The sequence below is a fragment of the Actinomadura sp. ATCC 39365 genome (assembly GCF_054392275.1).
The window spans coordinates 8,845,750-8,867,569 of sequence record NZ_CP184335.1; the positions used below are offsets into that span (position 1 = coordinate 8,845,750).

The following is a 21,820-nucleotide window of genomic DNA, read 5'->3' on the forward strand; positions in this document are numbered from 1 at the left end:
CGTCAGGAGACCACGCGGATGAACTCCTCCAGCGAGTAACGCCCGTCCTGGTCGGAGTCGGCCTCCTGGCTCAGCGCCCCGAGGGCCTCGGCGGGCAGGTCGGGGAAGTGCCGCTTCAGCTCGGCCTCGCTGACGAAGCCGTCGCCGTCGGTGTCGATCTCGGCGAAGGTGCTCTTGAGCTGCGCCAGCCGCTCACCGGGGAGTTCTGCCGACACGGGACCGCCTTTCGGTACTGAATGCCACGTTCCGGACATTCACCACCCTAGTGCTGGATCTCCCTGCCCGCCGAGTGCCCGCGCTCGGCGGCCAGCCGCATCAGCCTGCGGTGGGCCTCGGCGCCCGCCCGTCCGGCCGCGTCGTGGGACGTCGTCCGCAGCTCGCCGTCCTCGACCACGGTCCGGCCGCCGACCAGGACGCGGGCCACCGGCGGCGGGGGCCCGAACACCAGCGCGCACACCGGGTCGGCCACGGCGGCGGTGAAGGGCCCGCCGGTCCGCCACAGGACGACGTCGGCCAGCTTGCCGGGCTCCAGCGAGCCGAGCTCGGCCTCGCGGCCCAGGTTGCGCGCCCCGCCCATGGTGGCCAGCTCCAGCGCCTGGCGGGCCGACAGCGCGCGGGGGCCGTACCTGGCCCGCTGGAACAGCAGGGCCTGCCGCATCTCCCCGGCCAGTGAGGTCAGCTCGGAGGAGGCGCTGCCGTCCACGCCGAGGCCGACGTTCACGCCCTGGCGCAGCATCTCCGACACGCGGGCGATCCCGGCGCCCAGGCGGCCGTTGGAGGAGGGACAGTGGGCCGCGCCCGTGCCGGTGCGGGCGAGCTTGGCGATGTCGGCGTCACTGAGGTGCACGGCGTGCGCGAGCCACACGTCGGGCCCCAGCCAGCCGAGCTTGTCGATGTAGTCGACCGGACGCACGCCGAACTGCTCGACGCAGTGCTCGTCCTCGTCGAGGGTCTCGGCCAGGTGGGTGTGCAGGCGGACGCCCTTGGCCCTGGCCAGGGCCGCCGACTCGGTCATCAGCTCCGCGCTGGCCGAGAACGGCGAGCACGGCGCGACCGCGACCCGCACCATCGAGGACGGCGACGGGTCGTGGTGGGCGTCCACCGCCTCGGCCGTCGCGGCCAGCACGTCGTCGAGCTCCTCGACCACCTCGTCCGGCGGCAGCCCGCCCTGCGAGCGGCCCAGGTCCATCGAGCCGCGCGCCGGGTGGAAGCGCAGGCCGATCTCCCGCGCCGCCTCGACCTCGGCCGCGAGCAGGTCGCCCCGGCCCTTGGGGAAGACGTAGTGGTGGTCGCTGGAGGTGGTGCAGCCGGCCAGCGCCAGCCAGCCGAGCCCGGCCGTGGCCGCGCCCCTGACGACCTCGGCGTCCATGGCCGCCCACACGTCGTAGAGCGCCACCAGCCACTCGAACAGGGTGGCGTCCTGGGCCAGCCCCTGGGAGGCCCACTGGTAGAGGTGGTGGTGGGTGTTGACCAGGCCCGGGGTGGCCAGGCAGCCGGAGCCGTCCACGCGCCGGACGCCGGGGGTGGCGGGCGCGGGGCCGGGGCCGAGCGCGGCGATCCGGTCGCCCTCGACGACGAGGTGGCCCGAGGGGATCTCGGGGCCGACGACGGGCGCGATGTGCACGTTCTCGATCAGCAGGGTCATCAGGGCGCCTTCCGCGCGGCGGCCAGCCGGACCGCGTCCAGGATCTTCTCGTAGCCGGTGCAGCGGCACAGGTTGCCCGCCAGCGCCTCGCGGATCTCCGCGTCGGACGGCCGGGGCACGCGTTCGAGCAGGTCATGGGCCTGTACGACGAGCCCGGGAGTGCAGAACCCGCACTGCACGGCCCCGCACTCGACGAACGCCTCCTGCACCGGGTCGAGCCGGTCGCCCGCGGCCAGCCCCTCGACCGTGCGCACCCGCCGCCCCTCGGCCTGCCCGGCGGCGACCAGGCACGAGCAGACCGGCAGCCCGTCGAGATAGACCGTGCACGAGCCGCACTCGCCCTGCTCGCAGGCGTTCTTGGAGCCGGGCAGCCCGATCCGCTCGCGCAGGACGTACAGCAGGCTCTCCCCTTCCCAGACGTCGTCCACGCTGTGGGCGCGGCCGTTGACGGTGACGTTGAGGCGCATCAGGCGGCCCTCCTCGCGAGGTGGTCGTTCCAGGCCCAGGTGAGCGTGCGCCGGGCCATCACGCCGATCGCGTGCACCCGGTAGGCGGCGGTGCCGCGCACGTCGTCGATGGGCGCGGCGGCCCGCGCGCACAGCTCGCCGAAGCGGGCCAGCAGCGCGGGGTCGAGCGGGGCGTGCCAGTCCAGCTCCCCGGCCAGCAGGTCCTCCGCCTCCAGGGCGCGGCGCGGCGTGGGCGCGGCCGAGCCGATCCCGGTGCCGACCCGCCGCTCGCCCGGGTGCAGCGCGACCGCGAACGAGCACACCGCGATCACCATGGCGTTGCGCGTGCCGACCTTGGAGAAGTACTGGGGCCCCTGGGCGGGTTCGACGCGCACGGCCCTGATCAGCTCGTCCGGCTCCAGGGCGTTGCGCTTGACCCCGAGGTAGAACTCGGCGGCGGGGATCAGCCGGGTGCCGCGCTCTCGTGACTCGACCTCGACGACCGCGCCCGCCGCCAGCAGCGGCGGATGGCTGTCGCCCGCGGGCGAGGCCGCGCCGAGGTTCCCGGCGACGGTGCCGCGGTTGCGGATCTGCGGCGAGCCGACCGTGCGCGCGGCCTGCGCGAGCCCCGGCAGCACGCCGCCCAGCTCGTCGACGACCGTGGCGTACGTCACCCCAGCCCCGATCCGGCAGACCCCGTCGGTCATGCCCCATTCGCGCAGCTCGGCCACCTGGTTGAGGTCGAGCAGCGCCTCCGGCCTGCGCACGTCGAAGTTGATCTCGACCATCACGTCGGTGCCGCCCTGGACGGGCAGCGCTCCGGGCCGGTCCGCCTTGGCGGCCAGCGCCTCAGCCCACGTGGTGGGCCGCAAGAAGTCCATCGTCCTCACTCCCAGGCGAATCCCGCGTCGGGTGCGTCCTCACACAGCACACTGCCCTCGATCAGCCCGTAGGGACGGTCGGCGGCGTAGAAGACCTCGTTCTCGTTGTCCAGGCCGAACGGCGACAGGTCGACCAGGAAGTGGTGCTTGTTCGGCAGCGTGAGCCGGACCTCGCAGACCTGCGGGCAGGTCGTCAGCACCCGCTCGCCCATCGCGTACAGGGTCTGCTGCAATGACAGGCTGTGCGTCTGCGCGAAGGCGTCCAGCAGGCAGGCGCGCACCCGCGCGTACGGCGGGCGCTCGCCCGTCCCGGTGTGCCGCCAGCGGGCGGTGACCGCGGTGGCCAGGATGCGGTCGGTCGTCGGCTGGAGGGTGGTGTACTCGTCCACGATGTAGCCGTGGAACTCCGAGCCGGTCGAGTTCAGCACGACCAGGTCCGTCAGGCCGGACACGACGGTGGTGCGGCCGTCCCTGTCGTGGTGGACGACGCACGTGCGCACCTCGCCGCCGTCGCGCACGAAGGAGTGCCGCGACTCGCCGGGGATGCGGTTCCAGGCGTACTCCTCGATCTCCACCCGCGCGTGGTGGATGGACGGGTGCGCGGAGACGTAGTGGCGGGCCAGTAAGAGGGCGAAGTCCTCGATCTCGCCGACGCCGTGCTTCTTGGCGAAGGCGTAGGCGGTGTTCTTCTGCGTGTCGGTGGGCAGGACGGCGGCGTTGCCGCCGTTCCTGTGCGCCTCCTCCATGTCGCCCGACAGCGAGGTGCTGACGTTGATGTCCTTGAGATGGTGGACGGGTCCCTCCCTGACCACGCGGACCAGCCTGGTCTCCGCCTTGCCGTAGCGGTTGGGGCCGAGCTTGACGGTCATCTAGCTCCCTCGGTAGGTGGAGTAGGCGTACGGGCTGAGCAGCAGCGGCACGTGGTGGTGGGCTCCGGGGTCGGTGACCGTGAAGGCGATGACGACCTCGGGGTAGAAGGTGTCGGCCAGGTAGGCGCCGGTGTCGAAGACGACGCGGTGCACGCCCTCCTCGGTGTCCCAGCCCTTGATCCGCCCGTCGTCGTCGGTGCTGCCCCGGGCCAGCACGCGGCCCTCGTGCTCCAGCCGGACGCCCACCCCGGCGGCCGGGCGGCCCGAGACCGCGTCCAGGACGTGCGTCGAGAAGCTCATCTCCCCTCCCCTTCCATGAGCTTCCCCAGCCGAAGCCGGGTGATCTTCGCCAGTTCGTCGCGGACGACCCCGCGCTCGGTCTCCTCGTCGTTGTCCAGCCGGGCGCGCAGCCGGGCCAGCAGCTCGGCCCCGCTGAGGCCGGTGGCGCAGACCAGGTAGACGTACCCGAACCGCTCCTCGTAGGCGCGGTTGCCCGCGGCCAGCGCGGCCCGCAGGTCCTCACCGCCGGGCGCGTGCTCCTGCGCGCCCGCCTGCTCCTGGCGCGACCAGCGCGACTCCCGGCCGTCCCCGGACGGTCGTTCCCCGATGCGCGGGTGGGCCGCCAGCGCCTCCAGCACGTCGGGCCACTTCAGCTCGCGCACCGCCGTCTCGGCGGCCTCGGCGAGCCGTTCGCGGGCGGCGTAGGGCCTGCGGGCGGCCACCGCCGCCGCGAACGCGCGGGAGGCGCAGCAGGCCAGCAGCTCCGCCTCCGCCTCCTCGCGCGGCCGCCGGTTGAACCCGGCCAGGGAGTTGGACATGTCAGCAGTACACACACGGGCCTGGTTCCCGGTCCATCCGTGAGAACTCCCAAGTACGCAACGGGATGGCCAGGACTTTTCGTGTCATGCTCCAACCCGGCCCCGGCCGGGACGCCCCTGAGCTGCGCCTACACTGGGAGCCATCATGACCTTGACATCCCAGATCGGCGGGCACGTGTCCGTCACCGGCGGCCTGGCGACCGGCGGCCTGAAGTACATGGCCGAGATCGGCGCCGAGATGATCCAGGTGTTCGTCACCAACCCGCGCGGCTGGGCGCTCAACGACGGCAAGCCCGCCGAGGACGCCAAGCTGGCCGAGTCCGGCGTCACCGCGTTCATCCACGTGCCCTACCTGGTGAACTTCGGCTCGCCCAACCCCGAGACGCTGGCCAACTCCATCGCGGTCGTGCGCCACGGGCTGCGGCGCGGGGTCGAGACCGGCGCCAAGGGCGTCGTGGTCCACACCGGCTCGGCCGTCACCCAGTCGCGCGACGACGCGCTGCGGCAGATCCACGAGACCCTGCTCCCGCTGCTCGACGAGATCCCCGAGGGCGGCCCCGACCTGCTGCTTGAGCCCATGGCGGGCCAGGGCGCGATGCTCTGCGCAACCGTCCAGGACCTGGAGCCCTATCTCGCCGCGCTCGACTGGCACCCGCGGGCCTGCGTCTGCCTCGACACCTGCCACGCCTTCGCCGCCGGCCACGACCTGGCCGCCGAGGGCGGGGTGCGGGAGACGTTCGACGCCCTGCACGCCCTCGCGCCCGGCCGGCTCAAGCTCATCCACGCCAACGACAGCAAAGACGTGTGCGGGGCCAAGAAGGACCGTCACGAGAACATCGGCGCGGGCCACATCGGCGCGCGGCCGTTCGCCGAGATCATGCGGCATCCGGCGGTGGCGGGCGTGCCGATCTGCATCGAGACGCCCGGCAAGGCCGACAAGCACCGCGAGGACATCGAGCTGCTGAAGAAGCTCCGCGACGAGGGCTGACCCGGCCCGTCCCCGGTGACGGGGGCGAAAGCCCTGGTCGTCGATCGTGAGAGGGGCGCCTGCTCGCACGATCCGGCCGCCCCCGAAGGCCGGATCGCGGGGCCGGGGTCCGTGGCCTCCGCAGGCGCCCCTTCACCTGATCGGCAGGCGGGCCCTACCCCCCGGTCAAAGGCCCGACAGCCGTGGTGACCTGGCTGGTCACCGATGAAGCCGGCGCATCAGGCCCTTGCTTGGACCTTGCGGCCCGTCCCCCCCGATGCGCCGGGTGGCTTCCGATGCCGAAACACTACGGTCGCGATCTTGTGGGCGAAACCCTGTTCACGTCCAGCTCGCTGAACGGTCTGTAGTCATCGACATACGGAGGGTGGCCGGACGGCGAGCGGTCACCGGGGCGCGACGAACGGCAGGTTCATGGGTCCTCCCCAGAGCCCGGCGGGTACCCGAAGGGCAACGCAGGAACCGGCCCCAAGGGCCAGACCCCGACGTGACCTGGGAAATCCTTTACCATCGCGGCGGCACGACCGTCCGGCCGCCGGGGCCCGGCACCGGCCGGACACGCCCAGCTTCACGCCTACCCATTGGCACCAGCCCGTAGGGACGCCCGCGGGCGGGCGGTCAGGAGAAGACGCCGCGATGCTGGCGGACGAGCTGTTCGCGCACCTGGCGGCTGTGCCGCCGGCTGACCTGCAACGTCTCGGTGCCGACGGTGAGCGTGACCCGGCCGCCCTCGAAGCGCAGCTCGCTGACGTGCCGGGCAGAGACCAGGGTGCTGCGGTGGACGCGCAGGAACCCCGCCTCCGACCAGCGACGTTCGAGCGCGGCCAGCGACATGCGGACGAGGTAGCTGCCGTCGCCGGTGTGCAGCCGCACGTAGTCGCCCTTGGCCTCGGCGAACCAGACGGCCTGCTGCGGCACGAACCTGGTGCGCCCGCCCAGCTCGACCGGGATCACGTCGTCCTGGCTCGGCTCGGCGAGCGGCGCGGAGGCCACCTCCAGCCGCCTGACCGCCTCCGCCAGGCGCTCGGCCCGGACCGGTTTGAGCAGGTAGTCGACGGCCTCCAGCTCGAACGCCTGCACCGCGCACTCCTCGTGCGCCGTGACGAACACCAGCTTGGGCGGGCTGGGAAAGCCGCCGACCAGCCGGGCGAGGTCGAGCCCGTCGAGGCCCGGCATCCGGATGTCGAGGAAGATCGCGTCGAGCCGCTCACCGCCGCCGATCATCTGCACCATGTCCTGCAGCGCGGTGACGCCGTCGGCCGCGGTCGCGACGTGTTCGATTCTCGTGTCCTGGCGCAGCAGGTAGGCGAGCTCCTCAAGAGCGGGCACCTCGTCGTCGACTGCCAGGACCCTCAGCATGGCCTCCACGCTGCCGTATGAAAGCAAAGGTCACAAGCGACACGCCAGCCCAGGGTAATGAATTGGCTACAATGAGCTAAATTGTGTCTTCGGTACGCGCAGCCGTACCCGGGTGCCGGCGCCGAGGGCGGTCTCCACGACGAGGCCGTAGCCGTCGCCGTAGATCTGGCGCATGCGCAGGTCCACGTTGGCCAGGCCGATGCCGCCGCCCTCGCGGGCCGGTTCGCCGTCGAGCATGCGCCGGGCGCACTCGGGGTCCATGCCGGTGCCGTCGTCCTCGACGGTGATGTGGGCCTCGGGGCCGGCGTCGCGGACCACGACCCGCACCTCGCCGCCGCCGCGCCGGCCGCGCATGCCGTGCTTGATGGCGTTCTCCACCAGCGGTTGCAGGCACAGGAACGGCACCGGCACCGGCAGCACCTCGGGCGCGACCTGCAGGCTGAAGCGCAGTTTGTCGCCGAAGCGGGCGCGCTCCAGCAGCAGGTACCGGTCGACGCAGGTCAGCTCGTCGGCCAGGGTGGTGAAGTCGTGGGCCCTGCGCAGGGCGTAGCGGGAGAAGTCGGCGAAGTCGAGCAGCAGCTCGCGGGCGCGCTTGGGGTTCGTCCGGACGAACGAGGCGATCGTGGTCAGCGCGTTGTAGACGAAGTGCGGCGAGATCTGGGCGCGCAGCGCGCGCATCTCGGCCTCCAGCGCCCGCCTGCGGGAGGCGTCGAGGTCGGCCAGCTCCAGCTGCCCCGACACCCAGCGGCCCAGCTCGGTCACGGTGCGCACGAGCGCCGCGCTGACCTCCTCGTCGAAGGCCGCCAGCGTGCCCACGACCGTGTCGTCCACGGTCAGCGGCACCACCACGGCCCCGTACGGCCGCCCGGCGAACACCTGCGCCCGCCCGGCGGCCAGGGTGGTACGGGCGTAGGTGAGCACGTCGTCGGTGCACGGGCCGTCCCAGGCCAGCGCGGCGTCGGTGGAGGTGATCGCGACGGCGCGGGTGCCGAGCAGCGCGTGCAGGTGACGGACGGCCTTGCGCGCCGAGTCGCGGTCGAGCCCGGCGCGCAGGGCGGGCGCGGCCAGCCCCGCGACGTGCAACGCGGTGAAGGTGGCCTCGTGCTTGCCGCCGTCGGGGAGCGCAGGGCGGCGCGTCCTGGCGCAGGCGTAACCGAGGAGGAAGAGCAGGAGGGAGAGCGCCACGCATGCGGTGGTCTGCATGCGCCAAACCGTAGCCAATAACCGGTCGTGTTCGGGTGGAAACCCGGAGCGAAGTCTACGGGGGGCCCTCGCCGGGTTCCTCCTGGTAGGAGTAGCGCTGTTCGCGCCAGGGATCGGCCAGGTTGTGGTATCCGCGTTCCTCCCAGAAGCCCCGCCGGTCCTCCAGGAGGTATTCGACGGCGCGCACCCACTTGACGCTCTTCCACGCGTACAGGTGGGGGACCACGATGCGCACGGGGAAACCGCGGTCGGGGCTGAGCGGCTTCTCGTCCAGCTCGGTGGCGAACAGGGTGTCGGGGGCGGCGAAGTCGGTCATGCGGAGGTTGGCGCTGTAGCCGTACTCGGCCCAGATCATGACGTGGCGCACGCCGGGGTCGGGCGGCGCCAGCTTCATGATCGTGGCCGGGGTGACGCCCCGCCACTCGTTGGCCATGAGGGAGAACTTGGTGACGCAGTGGAAGTCGGCGATGCGCGTGTCCCGGGGCAGCAGCTCGAAGTCCGCCCACGTCAGGCAGTGCTCCTCGCCGGAGGCCGTGGCGCCGAAGACGCGGAAGTCCCAGCTGTCGGGCTTGAACGCGGGCACCCTGCCGTAGTGGATCACGGGGCGGCCGCGCGGGACGTACTGGCCTGGAGGCAGGCGCGACTCCTCCACGATCACTCCCCTCACCGATCTCGCGTCTTGGGCCATCCTGCCATCGGCCCGCCCGCGCCCCGCGTCCGGGGCTGGGGACGGGCCTTTCGTACTCAGGAGTAACTTGAGTACGAAACCCCATGCGACGGCCTGGCCTGCGAGATCACCATGAACTCATGAGCAAGCCCATCCGTCCCACGCAGACCGCCGCGTTCTACGTCCAGGCGGTCCTGTCGTTCGCCGTCTCCGTGTCGTCCGTGGTGATCGCCCTGATCTACCTGCCGGCCTCCGGCTGGATCAGGGCGTTCCTCGCGCTCGGCCTGCTGTACGTGGTCACCTCCACGGTCAACCTGTGCAAGGTCGTACGCGACCGGCAGGAGCTGGCGGAGGTCACCAACCGCGTGGACCAGGCCAGGCTGGACAAGCTGCTGGCCGAGCACGACCCGTTCAAGGTCGACGCGGCCTGAGCTACAGCGTGTACTCCTGGATCGAGTCGGCGAGCTGCACGCACAGCTCCTCGGCGTCGAGCCGCTTCTCGATCTGCTTGAGGTCGTCGATCTTGGCCCGCGTCTCGGCGCGCTTGGGAGCCAGCAGGGAGCAGCAGTCCTCGTCGGGCAGCTCCGAGATCTCCAGCGTGCCGATGCGCCGGGCCTCGGCCATGATCTCGGTCTTGTCCCAGCCCACGAGCGGGCGCAGGATCGGCAGCTCGACCGCGTTGTCCTGGGCGGTGATGTTGGCCAGCGTCTGGGAGGAGACCTGGCCGAGCGCGTCGCCGGTGATCAGCGCGCCGGCGCGGATGCGGTGGGCGACCTCCTCGGCCGTCTTCAGCATGAGCCGCCGCTGGGCGATCACGGCCAGGCGGTCCTGGCCCGAGTTGCGGATCGACTGCTGCGCCTTGCCGAACGGCACCACCCACAGCCGCGACCTGCCCTGGAACCTGTCGAGCTTCCTGACCAGCGCGTACGCCTTGTAGATCGACTCGGAGGTGGTGAACGGGATGCCGGAGAAGTGCAGGAAGTCGACGTGCAGGCCGCGCTTCATCATCCGGTAGGCCGCCACCGGCGAGTCGATGCCGCCCGACATGAGCACCAGCGCCCGGCCGCTGCTGCCGACCGGCAGGCCGCCCTGGCCGGGGATGCCGTCGGTGAAGACGAACACCTCGTCCCGGTCGACCTCGATGAAGACGGTCAGCTCGGGGTTCTTCAGGTCGACGGGCAGGTGGTACTCGTCGTTGATCGCGCCGCCGACGAGCCGGTCGAGCTCGTTGGAGCGCAGCGGGAAGCGCTTGTCGCGGCGGCGGGAGCGCACCGCGAAGCGGGCCCCGCGCGCGACCTCCTCGCGGTCGCGGATCAGTTCCAGGCCGGCCTTGAGCACGCTGTCGGGGTCTTTGGCCACCCGCCAGGCGCGGTGGATCCACACCAGGCCGGGCACGTCGGCGACCCGCTGGGCGACCGCGTCGGCCTGCTCGACGTCCGACCCCTCGGGCAGGAAGATCGCGACGACGCCGTGGCGCCTGCGCACGTCCGTCTTGAGGTCGAGATCCTGGAGCGCGAAGCGGATGTTGTCGATCAGACGGCGCTCGAACAGCTCACGGTTCTTGCCCTTGAGAACGATCTCGCCCAGCTTGAGCAGAACGCATGGCTCGCCCAGGGCGGACATCGTCATGGTGGAACCTCCGGGGAAGACGGGGAAAAGCGCGGCCGTAGGAAGGCAACGCCGCGACCTGTCGAGTTTAGTCCGCGTCGAGGCCCTGCTCGATCGCATATCGGACCAGTTCCACCCGGTTGTGCAGCTGGAGCTTGCTCAGCGTGTTCTGCACGTGGTTCTGGACCGTGCGGTGCGAGAGCACCAGGCGGTCGGCGACCTGCCGGTAGGTCAGGCCCTTGGCGACCAGCCTGAGCACCTCCGTCTCGCGCTCGGTCAGCCTCGGGCCGTCGTCGGCGGCACGTCCGGCGGCGGGACGCGCGGCCAGCCGCCGGTACTCCCCGAGCACCAGCCCGGCCAGGCCCGGCGTGAAGACGGCGTCGCCCTCGGCGGTGCGGCGGACGGCGTCGAGGAACTCCTCCCGGCTCGCCGACTTCACCAGATATCCGGACGCGCCCGCCTTGACGGCGGCCAGCACGTCGTCCTGCTCGGCGCTGGCCGACAACACCAGGACCTTGGGCGCCGGCTCGGCCCCGGCCAGCCCCGCGGCCACCTCGGCGCCGGACAGGTCGGGCAGGTGCAGATCCAGCACGACGACCTGGGGACGTACGGCCGCGGCCGCCCTGATCGCCTGCCGCCCCTCCCCCACCACGGCCACGACCTCGTAGCCCGCCTCGGACAGATCCCTGGCCACGCCGTCGCGCCACATGGGATGGTCGTCCACCACCATGACCCGCACCATGACGTCACTCTAACCGGGCCGGTCCCCGCCTATCCGCGCCTATCCGCAGGGAAGACTGATCTCGATCTCGGTCCCGGACGGCGTGGAGGCGACGGCGACCGTCCCGCCCAGGTCGGCGACGCGCCCGCGGATGGACTGCGCGACGCCCATACGGCCCTCGGCGGCGGCCCGCTCCAGGCGTCCCTCCGGGATGCCGGGGCCCTCGTCGCGGACGGTCACCATGACCACGTCGTCGCAGGACTCGGCGAACACCCAGGCCCGCGCGTCCGCGCCGCAGTGCTCGCGCACGTTGTCCAGGGCGGCCCCGACCGCGGCCGCCACGCCCTCGGCCGCCGGCGTGGGCAGGACGAGCGGGGTGGCCGGGGTGGAGACCGTCACCAGCGGCGAGCCGTGCCGCATGAGCAGGGAGCGCAGGTCCGTGGCGCCGGTCGGGGCGGGACGGGCGGCGATGAGCTCGCGCAGCGCGGCCTCCTGCTCACCTGCCAGCCGGCCCAGCTCGGCCGCCTCGCCGCCGATCTGCCGGCCGCGCCGCTGGACCAGGGCCAGCACCTGGAGGACGGAGTCGTGCAGGTCGCGGGCCAGCCGGTCGCGTTCGCGCTGGGCGGCCTCCATCTCGGCCGCGCGCTGCATGCGCTCCTCGGCCTCCTTGGCCAGCCGGGCCACGTGTCCGACAACCACTCCTGACAGGAACAGCAGGACCGCGCCGTTGATCATCACGGGTGCGTCCGGGGCGCGCACGCGCAGCCACAGGTCCGCGGCGGCGACCAGGGCCGCCGCCACCGCGCCCGCGCGCCTGCCGCCGTACACGGCCCAGGCCAGGACGGGGGCGGCGACCCAGGTGGCGGGCACGGGCATGGTGCCCGCCATGCCCTGACGGGCGCCCTCCACGTACGGGGAGGTCAGCAGGCAGGTCAGGGCCACCAGCAGGTCGACGGCCAGCAGCGGCCACCCGCGCAGCTTTTCGGACGCGTACGCGTAGGTGGCCGCGGCCGTCCACAACGCCATCAGGGCGATCACCAGCCAGCCGGCGACCGGCTGCTCGTACCCGCGGGACTGGGCCATCAGCACGGCGGCGTACAGCAACGACGCGGCGCGGAAGACCGCGATCGCGCGCCAGAAGGGCCCCTCGATGCTCATGAGACCCTCTCACGTTTCCGACACGCCGGTTGACAGATAGTTGCGTTATCCATGCGGAAGGGACGGATCGGATGACACAATCCGTCAACCCCTAATCACAAGGAATGTCGATATATGACCGCTGTTAATCATTTCACCCACGGACCGCTCACACCGCTGCTGGCGTACCTGATGTCGTGCCTGGGTTCGATGCTCGGACTGCGGCTCACCGCACAGGCGCACGCCAGCCGCGGCGCGTCGCGGGTGCGCTGGCTGATCGGCGCGGCCATCTCCATCGGCGGCACCGGCATCTGGGTCATGCACTTCGTCGGCATGATGGGCTTCGCGGTGGAGGGCACGCAGATCAAGTACGACGTGCCGCTCACCGTCGCCTCGGCCGCCGTGGCCATCGTGGTGGTCGGCACCGGGCTGTTCCTGGTCTCCTACGGCCGCGGCCGGGCGCTGGCGCTGCTCGGCGGCGGCCTGCTCACCGGGCTCGGCGTGGCCAGCATGCACTACCTCGGCATGTACGCCATGAACATGAGCGCCCACGTCTCCTACGACCGCACGATCGTGGCCGGGTCCGTGGTGATCGCCGTCGTGGCCGCCACCGCCGCGCTCTGGTTCACGCTGCGGGTCAAGAAGCCGGTCTGGATCACCGGCGCGGCGATGGTGATGGGCGTGGCCGTCTCGGGCATGCACTACACCGGCATGTACGCCATGCGGGTCACCGTCGACGCCGAGCCCGGCATGGTCACCGGCGCCGACGCCCTCGACTTCCTCGTCCCGCTCATGACCGTGATCAGCCTGATCACGCTGACCATGCTGCTCATGGTGATCCTCGCGCCCTCGGAGGAGGAGCTGCACGAGGACGCCGAGATGGTCGCCCGCCTGGAGCTGCGCCGGCGCACCGCCCAGCAGCAGCAGCGCCTGGCCTACCCCACGCCGCCGGCCGGCGCCCGCCCCCAACAGCAGCAGATGATGCGCACGCGCCGCAGGTAGCGCTCGGCGTGGAGCGTCCGGACGGGGCCGGACACGACGAAGGCGCGCCGGAGGTGGATCACCTCGGCGCGCCCCGCGATCGAGCTATCTCCTGGGTACGGCTTGCGGCGCAAAGTGGGCCGCCGACTCGCTGCGCCCCAAGCCGTACCCCGAGGGGGGTTGTAAGCGGTAACCCCGCTGCCCAGAAGGTACGGCCCGGCGCTTGCAAGCCGCTTTCAGCCAGCCGTAGCGAGCCTCACCCCGAAGAACACCTCAGCCGAAGAACACCTCGGCCTCGGAGTACCGGGACGCCGGCACGGTCTTCAGCTCGGCCGTCGCCTCGTCGAGCCCGACCCGGACGATGTCGGTGCCGCGCAGCGCGACCATCGTGCCGTAGTCGCCCTCGTGCGCGGCGTCGATCGCCTGCAGCCCGAACCTGGTGGCCAGCACCCGGTCGTAGGCCGTCGGGGTGCCGCCGCGCTGGATGTGGCCGAGCACGGTCGTCCGGGCCTCCTTGCCGGTGCGCTTCTCGATCTCCTTGGCCAGAACCTCGCCGATGCCGCCGAGCCGGACGTGCCCGAACGCGTCGAGGGTGCCGGTCTGCAGCTCCATCTGGCCCTCGATCGGGTGGGCGCCCTCGGCCACGACGATGATCGGCGAGTACCGGGTGCGGAAGCGGGACTCCACGTATTCGCAGACCCGGTCGATGTCGAACGGCTTCTCGGGGATGAGGATCACGTTCGCGCCGCCGGCCATGCCCGCGTGCAGCGCGATCCAGCCCGCGTGGCGGCCCATGACCTCGCAGATCAGCGCGCGGTGGTGGGACTCGGCGGTGGTGTGCAGCCGGTCGATGGCCTCCATCGCGATGTTGACCGCGGTGTCGAAGCCGAAGGTGTAGTCGGTGCCGGACAGGTCGTTGTCGATGGTCTTGGGCACGCCCACGACCTTGACGTCGCGGTCGTAGAGCTGTTTGGCCACGCCGAGCGTGTCCTCGCCGCCGATGGCGATCAGGGCGTCGACGCCGGTGGCGGCGAGGTTCTCCTTGATGCGGTCGACGCCGCCCTCGATCTTGATCGGGTTGGTGCGGGAGGATCCGAGAATGGTGCCGCCCCGCGGCAGGATGCCTCGTACGGCCTGGATGTCGAGCGGCATCGTGTCGCCTTCCAGGGGCCCGCGCCAGCCGTCGCGAAACCCCACGAACTCATGGCCGTACGTGCTCACCCCCTTACGCACCACGGCCCTGATGACGGCGTTGAGACCCGGACAGTCTCCGCCTCCGGTGAGCACTCCTATACGCATGGCGGGTTCCTCCCGATGGGGTTCACGAACCATTGCTCGGTGACAGCTCGCATTGTGCCTGCCGCGGCGCTCAGTGGTCTAGACCAAACGCCCGGCCCTCGATCATTTCCTGACAGGAGAGGCCGTCAACCCAGGGTTGACGATGAAGCACCGTCAACCTATGGTTGACGCATGGATGAAACCGTACGTCTCGACGACCTCATCGCCGCCATCAAGAGCCGTCATCCGGACGGCGACCCGCTCGGCCAGCTCTCCGACGCCGTCACGCTGGGCGAGCACCTCGGAGAGGTGGCCGACCACCTGATCGGCCACTTCGTGGACCACGCCCGCCACTCCGGCGCCTCCTGGACCGACATCGGCCGCAGCATGGGCGTGACCAAGCAGGCCGCGCAGAAGCGGTTCGTGGTCAAGGAGAGCGGCTCACTGGCCGACGACCTGCGCAACTACGCCCGCTACACCGACAAGGCCCGGGTCGCGGTGGTCAAGTCCCAGGAGGAGGCGCGCCTGGCGGGGCACGACCACATCGAGGTCGGGCACCTGGTGCTCGGGCTGCTGCACGTGCCCGAGGCGCTGGCGGCCTCGACCATGGCCACGCTCGGGGCCTCCCCCGAGGCGGTCAGGGAGGCCGTCACGGCGGCCATGGGGCCCGGCGGCGGGCAGTCGCCCGTCACCCTGCCGTTCTCCGCGCAGAGCACCAAGGCGCTGGAGCTGACCCTGCGCGAGGCCCTGCGGCTCGGGCACAACTACGTCGGCACCGAGCACCTGCTGCTCGGCGTGCTCTCCCTGGAGGAGGGCCCGGTGGTGCGGGCCCTCGCCGACCTCGGCGTGCACAAGGAGGCGGCCGAGCGGGAGATCAGGGACCGGCTGGCGGCGATCCTGCGCGAGCGCCACTCATAGCCGCCCCCGAGCCGCCCTCGGGCCGCTTCCGGGCGCGGCGTTCCCCGGCGGGCCCGCGCGGCCCTGCGGAGGGTGGGCGGGGCGCTCGGAGAGCCCGGCCGGGCCGGCGGCGAACCGGGTGAGCACGTTCGCCGTGGCGCGGCGGGTGAAGGCGGCCGCGGACTCCGGGACGCCGTGGCCGCAGCGCTTGCCCCGCATCGCGCACACCCAGCGCATCGTGCCCGACGCGAACACCCCCGCCCCGCTCGGCGCCGTGTAGTACGTGCTCTGCGACGTCGTCCCCCGTCCCCCGCACGAGAACGGCGAGTCGGCCAGCACCTCCACGCCCTTCGGCGAGCCGCGCGAGACCTTGTCGGTCTCCGGGCCGACCATGCCGGGGAAGCGCCGGCCCCGGGTGCCCGCGAAGATCCAGTGGCCCGGCCTGCGGACCGTGTAGGCGCCCTGGGCGGGGAAGCAGTCGTACATCTGGCCCACCAGGGCGCTCTCCGGGCGGGAGTCCCGCCACAGCGGGCAGAGCCGTTCCTTGTCGCAGGCGACCGTCCTGCCCTTGATCGCGATGCGCCAGTAGACGGCGTTCGCGCCGAGGAAGGCGAGGTTCGTCCCGCTGTCCCTGGCCTTGGTGACGGCCGTGCGCATGGCGGGCGACCAGTACTCGTCGTGGCCGAGCGAGACCACGGCCCGCGCGCCGTCCAGCACGCCGGGGCCGAGGTCAAGGCTGGTGAGGTAGGCCAGGGGCACACCGCTGCGCTCGGCCACGGCCAGGGCCGACTGCTCGAAGTCGAGGAACAGGCGGGCGCCGCCGCCGTCGTACGGGCGGTCGAAGGTGACCTCGCGCGAGCGGCCGGCGAAACCGCCGGGGCCCAGGTACAGGCTGCGGCCGCCCCACAGGTTGTACGCCTGCCAGGTGGTGACCGCGTTCACCATCACCACGCGGCCCCGGGTGGAGGCCGAGCGGACGGTGATCGGCACGTACCGCTGGGCGCCGGTCGAGGCGTCGAGCCTGATCAGGTACGCGCCCTCCGTCCAGCCGCGGGTGTCCACGGTGAGCGAGGGTTTCCAGTGGGCGGCGGTCACCGTGCCGTCCACGGTCCTGGCCGGAGGCTGGCGCACGCCCTCCACCTGCGGGGACTCCCACACCTTGGCGGGATGCGCCCCCATCCTGAACGCGCCGGCGGTGAAGCGCGGGGCGGTGGTGGAGACGTGCAGGGCGAAGGGCCGGCCGGGCAGGACGCTCACGTGGTCGGCGTAGCCCTCGATCTCGTGGTCGGCCCCGCGGGTGGTGATCCGCCAGGACTCCCCCGCGTTCACCGGCGGCGGCGACGGCCGGCCCGTCTCCGAGGGCTGCGGGACGGGCGGCGCGGGCGACGCGGACGGCGCCGGCCGCACGGGACCGCCGCCGCATCCGGCGGCCGGCAGGACGGCGATCAGCAGGGCGAGGAGCAGCAGGAGCTTGCGCACCCGGCCATCGTCGTGGCCCGCCACGGGGCCGGGCCACGACTTGGCCAGATCCTTACACCGGGCCGCGCCCTTCCCGGCGTTCCTACGCGGGCAGCACGCAGGACGGGCTGGGCACCTCGTACGACTGACCGGCCGGCACGGGCACCCCGTCCTCCAGCGCGAACACGGTCACCTCGCCGGAGTTCTGGTTGGCGACGTACAGGCGGTCGCCGGCGATGGCGAAGTGCCGGGGCCAGGCGCCGCCCGAGGGCACCTCGGCCACCGGGGACAGGTCGGCGGCGCGCAGCACCGAGACCGTGTCGGGCCCGCGGTTGGCGACGTAGACCAGGTCGCCGTCGAGCTGCAGGTGGCTTGGCGCGTTGTCGCCCCCGGCGCGCGAGGCGGGCACGACGGTGCGGCGCTCGCCCTCGACGAGGGTCACGGTGCCGTCCAGCTCGCCGGCCACGTACAGGCGGTCGCCGGCGAAGGCGAAGTGGCGGGGGCCGGTGCCGGGGGCCAGCGTGATCGGGTCGAGCGGGGAACCGTCCAGGCGGTAGCGGCGGATCTCGTCGGTGCCCAGGTCGGAGACGTGCAGGACGTCGCCGTGGAAGACGCACATGTGGGCGTGCGATCCGGCCTGGCGGTCGGGGTCGGGGCCGGAGCCCTCGTGCCGCAGGACGACGGGGTCGCCGGTGAACGCGCCCCGCTCGTCCAGGTGGTGCAGGCCGGCGGTGCCGTCGCCGTAGTTGGCCACGGCCAGCAGGCTCCCCGAGGGGTGGACGGCGACGTGGCAGGGGCTGTCGCCGTCGCTGGACCGTTCGTCCAGCGGGGACAGGCCGCCCTCGGTGGTGAAGGCGGTGAGCCAGCCGCGCTGCAGCTCGCCGGCCGCGTACAGCACCGGCAGGGCGGGGTGGGCGGCCAGGAACGACGGCGAGGCCACGCGGGTCAGCTCGCCGCCCACCGTGACGATGCCGGGGCCGTAGCCGCCTATGTAGAGGTTCACAACGGGATCCTTCTTATGGTTGACTGGGGCAATGAGTTCGTTGACGGAGGCAAGGGTTTCTGAGGTCAGAGCCTTCAACCGGTTCTATACGAAAGTGATCGGCGTCCTCCAGGCAGGCATGCTCGACTCGCCCTACTCGCTGACGGAAGTCAGGGTGCTGTTCGAGCTCGCGCACGCCGAGAGCATGGAGACCGGCGAGCTGCGCGGCCTGCTCGACCTCGACGCGGGCTACCTGAGCCGGATCCTCGCCCGTTTCGAGGGCGACGGGCTGATCGCCCGCGAGCGGTCGGCCGCCGACGCCCGCAAGCAGCTCGTCCGGCTGACCGAGGCGGGCGCCGCCACGTTCGCCGGGCTCGACCGCCGCTCGGCCGAGGAGATCGAACGCCTGCTCGGCGGCCTGCCCGAGGCGGACCGGGCGCTGCTGGTCGGCAGCATGGCGACGATCAGGCGGCTGCTCGGCGAGCCCGCCGCCCGGTCGTACGTGATCAGGCCCCCGCGGACGGGCGACCTGGGCTGGGTCGCCTACCGGCACGGCGCCCTCTACAGCGAGGAGTACGGCTGGGGCACCGAGTTCGAGCAGCTCGTGGCCAGGATCGTGGGCGCCTACGACCCCGCCCGCGACGCCGGCTGGATCGCCGAGGTCGACGGCGAGCGCGCCGGATGCGTGTTCTGCGTGCACCAGGACGACACGACGGCCAAGCTGCGCATGCTGCTGGTCGAGCCGTCGGCGAGGGGCCTCGGGATCGGCCGGCGCCTGGTGGCCGAGTGCCTGCGCCACGCCAGGGCCAGGGGCTACCGGCGGATCACGTTGTGGACGCGCGACTGCCTGGTGAGCGCGCGGCGTATCTACCAGGCGTCCGGGTTCCAGCTGGAGTCGGCGGAGCAGGGCGTGGAGAACGGCGCCGAGGTCACCGAGGAGATGTGGTCGCTCGACCTCGCGGCCACCAGTTGAGCGGCCCGGCCAGGCGCATCAGGCTCGGCACCAGCACCGCCCTGATCACGGTGGCGTCCGCCAGCACCGCGACGGCCATGCCGACCCCGAGCATCTGCACGAACGCCACGCGCGCCGTGGCGTAGGCGGCGAAGGTGAGCGCCAGGATGCCGCCCGCCGCGGTGATCAGCGGCGCGCCGCGCTGCATGCCGGTGGCGACGGCCTGCTCGGTGTCGCCCGTCCTGTCGTACTCCTCCTTGATCCTGGACAGGAGGAAGACCTCGTAGTCCATCGACAGGCCGTAGGCGACGCAGAGCATGAGGATCGGGATGCTCGGGTCGAGCGTGCCGGTCGGGGTGAAGCCGAGCAGGCCCGCCAGGTGGCCCTCCTGGAAGACCCAGACGAGGGCGCCGAACATGACGCCGAGGCTGAGGACGTTCAGCAGGGTCGCCTTGAGCGGGAGCACCAGGCTGCCGGTCATCAGGAACAGCACGGCGAACGTGACGCCCAGCATGAGCGCCAGCACCAGCGGCAGGCGGTCCACGACCGAGGCGCGGTAGTCGGCCAGCTCGGCGGGATAGCCGCCGACCAGGACCTCGAAGGGCGGCGGCACCGCCCGTACCGCCTCCACCAGCCGGACGGGGTCACCGGCCAGCGCCGCGGCGGAGGGCACCACCGACAGCCAGGCGCCCTGCCCGCGGAAGCGGGCCGGGTCGCCGTCGCCCACCCGCCGCCCGGCCGCATGGGCGCCGGCGGCGGAGTCGACCTGGGCGACCCCGGGAACCTGCGAGAGCCGCATCGCGTACGCCGAGACGTCGGCGGCCCGCGCCGCCCCCGCCGAGACGATCTGGATGGCGTCGGTCTCCTCCGCCGGGAAGGTCCGCCGGATGACCTCCTGGGTCTGCCGCGAGGACGCCTCCGGCGGCAGGATGCGGTCGTCGGCCGTGCCGAAGCGCAGGCCGAGGAAGGGCGAGGCGAGCACCAGCAGCAGCGCCGCCGCCAGGCCGCCGGACACCATCGGCCGGCGCATGACCCGGACGGCCAGGCCGTGCCAGAACCCGGCGCCGCCGGCCCGTCCTCCGCTTCGGACGCCCGCGCCGCGCCCGGGACGCCCCGGCCTGGGCAGCATCGTGCCGCCGGCCGAGGCCAGCACGGCGGGCAGCACGACCACCGCCGCGAACAGGCCGCCGGCCACGACCGCGATGCCCGCGTAGGCGAACGAGCGCAGGAAGTCGAAGGGCAGCGCGAACAGCACGGCCAGAGAGGCGGCCACCGTGAGGCCGCTGAACAGCACGGTCCGCCCGGCGTGCTCGACGGCTCCGGCGACGGCCGCCGCACGGTCGCGTCCGTCGCGCACCTCCTCGCGGAAGCGCTGGACGACGAACAGGCAGTAGTCGATGCCGAGCCCGAGGCCCATGGCGAGGGTGAGGTTCAGGGCGAAGGTGGAGATCTCCGCGAACACCAGGACGCCACGCAGCAGGGCCAGGCCGACCATCATGGCCACCACCCCGGCCAGGATCGGCGCCAGGGCGGCCATCACGCGCCGCTGGTAGAGCCAGAGCAGCACGAACGCCAGCGGGAAGATCACCAGCTCGGCCCGGACGAAGTCCTGCCTGGCCAGCGGCACGGTCTCGCGGAACACCTCCTCCCCTCCGCCGGCCCGCACCTGGAGCGGGCCCTGCTCGCCCACGATCCGCGGCACCAGCTCGGGCAGCACCCGCGTCCGCACGTGGTCGGCGTCGCCGGGGACGCGCACCACGATCAGCGCGTGCCGGCCGTCCTGGCTGCGCAGGGTGGCGGGCCTGCCCCTGGTCCAGTACGAGGAGGACTCCGCGACGCCGTCCGAGCGGCCGATCCGGTCGGTGAGGGCGCGGCCCGCCGCCTCGGCCGCGGGGTCGTCGACGGTGCCCGACTTCGGGGTGACCAGGAAGACCAGGTCGGGGCTGCCGGTGCCGAACCGGCGGACGAGCTCGGCCTGGGCCCTGTCGGACTCCGAGCCCGGCGCCTCGAAGCGGGCCAGGGAGAGACGGGACACCGTGCCGGCGGCCAGGACGCCCGCGACGACGAGCACGAGCGCGGCCAGCGCCAGCACGATCCGGCGGCGGCGGACGAGGAGGTGGCCCAGCCTGCGCAGCGGCGGCTCGGTGGCGACGCGCGGGCCACGGGTGGCGACGTTCACGGCCACGCGGGCACCGCCCGCGCAGGGCCCGATGGGCAGGTTCGCATGGGATCTCCCGATGAAACTCGGTAAACTGCTCGTGTTTCGCTGTCGAGACCAGAAATACAAGTAAATGCTCGTATTTGTCAACGAGGTGACCCATGCCTGAACGCGCGGTCCGCAGGCAGGCGCGCGGCCTGAAGCGGATGGCCGAGATCCTCGACGCCGCGGAGTCGGTGATCGCCGAGATCGGCTATCCGGACATGACGACGAACCAGGTCGCCGCGCGGGCCGGGCTCTCCCCCGGGTCGCTGTACCAGTTCTTCCGGAACAAGGAGGAGATCCTGGACGGCCTGGTGTCCCGCTACACCGACGACCGGGACGAGTTCTGGGCGGCCCGGCTGGCCGCGGTCACCCCGGACGTCCCGCTGGAGGCACTGGTGGGGCAGCTCGTGGACGAGAGCGTGGCGTTCAAGGCCGAGTCGCCGGCGTACTGGTCGCTGCTGTACGGGTCGGCCACCGGCGACCGGCTCGCGGCGGCCGCGCAGCGTATGCACGCCTCACTGGCGCAGCGGATCGCGGCGCTGCTGCGGCGGCGTTCGCCCGGCTTGCCGCAGGAGCGGGCGCTGCTCAACGCGACGATGGCGCTGGCCATGGTCAAGGCGGTGCTGCCCATGCTGGGACCGGCGACGCCGGAGCGCGGCGCGGAGCTCGTGGCCGAGCTCAAGCTCATGCTGGTCCGCTACCTGACCTGAGCCCGGGGCCCGGTCTGCGC

Annotated in this window: 23 protein-coding genes; 6 read left to right on the forward strand and 17 right to left on the reverse strand. The window is 72.5% G+C overall.

The genetic code is table 11. The features are described from left to right. Positions 1 to 2: 2 nt before the first annotated feature. From ACNF49_RS42700 to uraD, 7 genes are read right to left on the reverse strand one after another with little or no spacing between them, the layout of a single operon-like run. Positions 3 to 215, reverse strand: coding sequence for an EF-hand domain-containing protein (locus ACNF49_RS42700; RefSeq protein ID WP_357967865.1), 213 nt, complete (start codon positions 213 to 215; stop codon positions 3 to 5). 47 nt (positions 216 to 262) lie between these two features. Further along, the gene (locus ACNF49_RS42705) at positions 263 to 1,645 is read right to left on the reverse strand and encodes an 8-oxoguanine deaminase (protein ID WP_482941294.1); all 1,383 of its coding nucleotides are present in this window, start codon (positions 1,643 to 1,645) and stop codon (positions 263 to 265) included. Beyond that, a complete protein-coding gene (locus tag ACNF49_RS42710) occupies positions 1,645 to 2,112 on the reverse strand; it encodes a (2Fe-2S)-binding protein (protein ID WP_357993246.1) in 468 nt (155 codons plus the stop codon). Before ACNF49_RS42710 ends, ACNF49_RS42705 begins: the two co-directional genes overlap by 1 nt. Continuing rightward, positions 2,112 to 2,972, reverse strand: coding sequence for an FAD binding domain-containing protein (locus ACNF49_RS42715; protein ID WP_357967859.1), 861 nt, complete (start codon positions 2,970 to 2,972; stop codon positions 2,112 to 2,114). The genes ACNF49_RS42710 and ACNF49_RS42715 overlap by 1 nt, the downstream gene beginning before the upstream one ends. 5 nt (positions 2,973 to 2,977) lie before the next feature. Beyond that, the gene (pucL, locus tag ACNF49_RS42720; protein ID WP_482941295.1) at positions 2,978 to 3,841 is read right to left on the reverse strand and encodes a factor-independent urate hydroxylase; all 864 of its coding nucleotides are present in this window, start codon (positions 3,839 to 3,841) and stop codon (positions 2,978 to 2,980) included. Beyond that, positions 3,842 to 4,141 carry a hydroxyisourate hydrolase gene (uraH, locus tag ACNF49_RS42725; RefSeq protein ID WP_357967854.1) on the reverse strand — a complete coding sequence of 100 codons (300 nt, stop codon included), beginning with the start codon at positions 4,139 to 4,141 and terminating at the stop codon, positions 3,842 to 3,844. Next, positions 4,138 to 4,659 (reverse strand): 2-oxo-4-hydroxy-4-carboxy-5-ureidoimidazoline decarboxylase, encoded by a 522-nt coding sequence (gene uraD / locus ACNF49_RS42730; RefSeq protein ID WP_482941296.1) that lies wholly within the window; start codon positions 4,657 to 4,659, stop codon positions 4,138 to 4,140. Before uraD ends, uraH begins: the two co-directional genes overlap by 4 nt. 145 nt (positions 4,660 to 4,804) lie before the next feature. Between uraD and ACNF49_RS42735 the strand changes: the two genes are divergently transcribed. Next, entirely contained in the window at positions 4,805 to 5,647 is an 843-nt protein-coding gene (locus ACNF49_RS42735) for a deoxyribonuclease IV (protein ID WP_482941297.1), read from the forward strand. A gap of 615 nt (positions 5,648 to 6,262) precedes the next feature. Here the strand turns inward: ACNF49_RS42735 and ACNF49_RS42740 are convergent. The 3 genes from ACNF49_RS42740 to ACNF49_RS42750 all read right to left on the reverse strand — a co-directional run bounded on the left by ACNF49_RS42740 (position 6,263) and on the right by ACNF49_RS42750 (position 8,858). Beyond that, complete coding sequence (locus ACNF49_RS42740) at positions 6,263 to 7,003, reverse strand: LytR/AlgR family response regulator transcription factor (RefSeq protein WP_482941298.1); 741 nt, start codon at positions 7,001 to 7,003, stop codon at positions 6,263 to 6,265. A 66-nt stretch (positions 7,004 to 7,069) separates the two neighbouring features. Next, a complete protein-coding gene (locus tag ACNF49_RS42745) occupies positions 7,070 to 8,206 on the reverse strand; it encodes a sensor histidine kinase (protein WP_357967843.1) in 1,137 nt (378 codons plus the stop codon). A gap of 55 nt (positions 8,207 to 8,261) precedes the next feature. After that, positions 8,262 to 8,858 (reverse strand): molybdopterin-dependent oxidoreductase, encoded by a 597-nt coding sequence (locus tag ACNF49_RS42750; RefSeq protein ID WP_357967840.1) that lies wholly within the window; start codon positions 8,856 to 8,858, stop codon positions 8,262 to 8,264. A gap of 155 nt (positions 8,859 to 9,013) precedes the next feature. On the opposite strand from ACNF49_RS42750, the gene ACNF49_RS42755 reads away from it, so the two are divergent. Further along, a complete protein-coding gene (locus tag ACNF49_RS42755; RefSeq protein WP_352330712.1) occupies positions 9,014 to 9,304 on the forward strand; it encodes a YiaA/YiaB family inner membrane protein in 291 nt (96 codons plus the stop codon). A gap of 1 nt (position 9,305) precedes the next feature. Here the strand turns inward: ACNF49_RS42755 and thiI are convergent, their stop codons facing one another. The 3 genes from thiI to macS all read right to left on the reverse strand — a co-directional run bounded on the left by thiI (position 9,306) and on the right by macS (position 12,360). Continuing rightward, positions 9,306 to 10,502 (reverse strand): tRNA uracil 4-sulfurtransferase ThiI, encoded by a 1,197-nt coding sequence (thiI, locus tag ACNF49_RS42760; protein WP_482941299.1) that lies wholly within the window; start codon positions 10,500 to 10,502, stop codon positions 9,306 to 9,308. Positions 10,503 to 10,569: 67 nt separating this feature from the next. Then, a complete protein-coding gene (locus tag ACNF49_RS42765) occupies positions 10,570 to 11,223 on the reverse strand; it encodes a response regulator (RefSeq protein WP_482941300.1) in 654 nt (217 codons plus the stop codon). A gap of 39 nt (positions 11,224 to 11,262) precedes the next feature. Beyond that, positions 11,263 to 12,360 (reverse strand): MacS family sensor histidine kinase, encoded by a 1,098-nt coding sequence (gene macS, locus ACNF49_RS42770; RefSeq protein ID WP_357967832.1) that lies wholly within the window; start codon positions 12,358 to 12,360, stop codon positions 11,263 to 11,265. Between the two features lie 114 nt (positions 12,361 to 12,474). Between macS and ACNF49_RS42775 the strand changes: the two genes are divergently transcribed. Beyond that, a complete protein-coding gene (locus ACNF49_RS42775; protein WP_357967829.1) occupies positions 12,475 to 13,341 on the forward strand; it encodes an MHYT domain-containing protein in 867 nt (288 codons plus the stop codon). Between the two features lie 252 nt (positions 13,342 to 13,593). On the opposite strand, the gene ACNF49_RS42780 is transcribed toward ACNF49_RS42775, so the two are convergent. Further along, on the reverse strand, positions 13,594 to 14,619 hold the full coding sequence (locus ACNF49_RS42780; RefSeq protein WP_352331196.1) for a 6-phosphofructokinase: 1,026 nt from the start codon (positions 14,617 to 14,619) through the stop codon (positions 13,594 to 13,596). Positions 14,620 to 14,790: 171 nt separating this feature from the next. Here ACNF49_RS42780 and ACNF49_RS42785 point away from each other — a divergent pair, with 171 nt between their 5' ends. Further along, positions 14,791 to 15,516 carry a Clp protease N-terminal domain-containing protein gene (locus ACNF49_RS42785; protein ID WP_482941301.1) on the forward strand — a complete coding sequence of 242 codons (726 nt, stop codon included), beginning with the start codon at positions 14,791 to 14,793 and terminating at the stop codon, positions 15,514 to 15,516. On the opposite strand, the gene ACNF49_RS42790 is transcribed toward ACNF49_RS42785, so the two are convergent. Next, a complete protein-coding gene (locus ACNF49_RS42790; RefSeq protein ID WP_482941302.1) occupies positions 15,511 to 16,974 on the reverse strand; it encodes a N,N-dimethylformamidase beta subunit family domain-containing protein in 1,464 nt (487 codons plus the stop codon). The two genes, ACNF49_RS42785 and ACNF49_RS42790, sit on opposite strands and share 6 nt — an antisense overlap. Positions 16,975 to 17,056: 82 nt before the next feature. Further along, positions 17,057 to 17,956: a lactonase family protein gene (locus ACNF49_RS42795; RefSeq protein ID WP_482941303.1), complete on the reverse strand. Its 900-nt coding sequence runs from the start codon at positions 17,954 to 17,956 to the stop codon at positions 17,057 to 17,059. A 94-nt stretch (positions 17,957 to 18,050) separates the two neighbouring features. Between ACNF49_RS42795 and ACNF49_RS42800 the strand changes: the two genes are divergently transcribed. Beyond that, positions 18,051 to 18,908: a bifunctional helix-turn-helix transcriptional regulator/GNAT family N-acetyltransferase gene (locus tag ACNF49_RS42800; RefSeq protein ID WP_482941304.1), complete on the forward strand. Its 858-nt coding sequence runs from the start codon at positions 18,051 to 18,053 to the stop codon at positions 18,906 to 18,908. Here ACNF49_RS42800 and ACNF49_RS42805 read toward each other — a convergent pair. Beyond that, complete coding sequence (locus tag ACNF49_RS42805; protein ID WP_482941305.1) at positions 18,865 to 21,072, reverse strand: MMPL family transporter; 2,208 nt, start codon at positions 21,070 to 21,072, stop codon at positions 18,865 to 18,867. The two genes, ACNF49_RS42800 and ACNF49_RS42805, sit on opposite strands and share 44 nt — an antisense overlap. A 134-nt stretch (positions 21,073 to 21,206) precedes the next feature. Here ACNF49_RS42805 and ACNF49_RS42810 point away from each other — a divergent pair, with 134 nt between their 5' ends. Then, on the forward strand, positions 21,207 to 21,800 hold the full coding sequence (locus tag ACNF49_RS42810; protein WP_482941306.1) for a TetR/AcrR family transcriptional regulator: 594 nt from the start codon (positions 21,207 to 21,209) through the stop codon (positions 21,798 to 21,800). Positions 21,801 to 21,820: the final 20 nt, after the last annotated feature.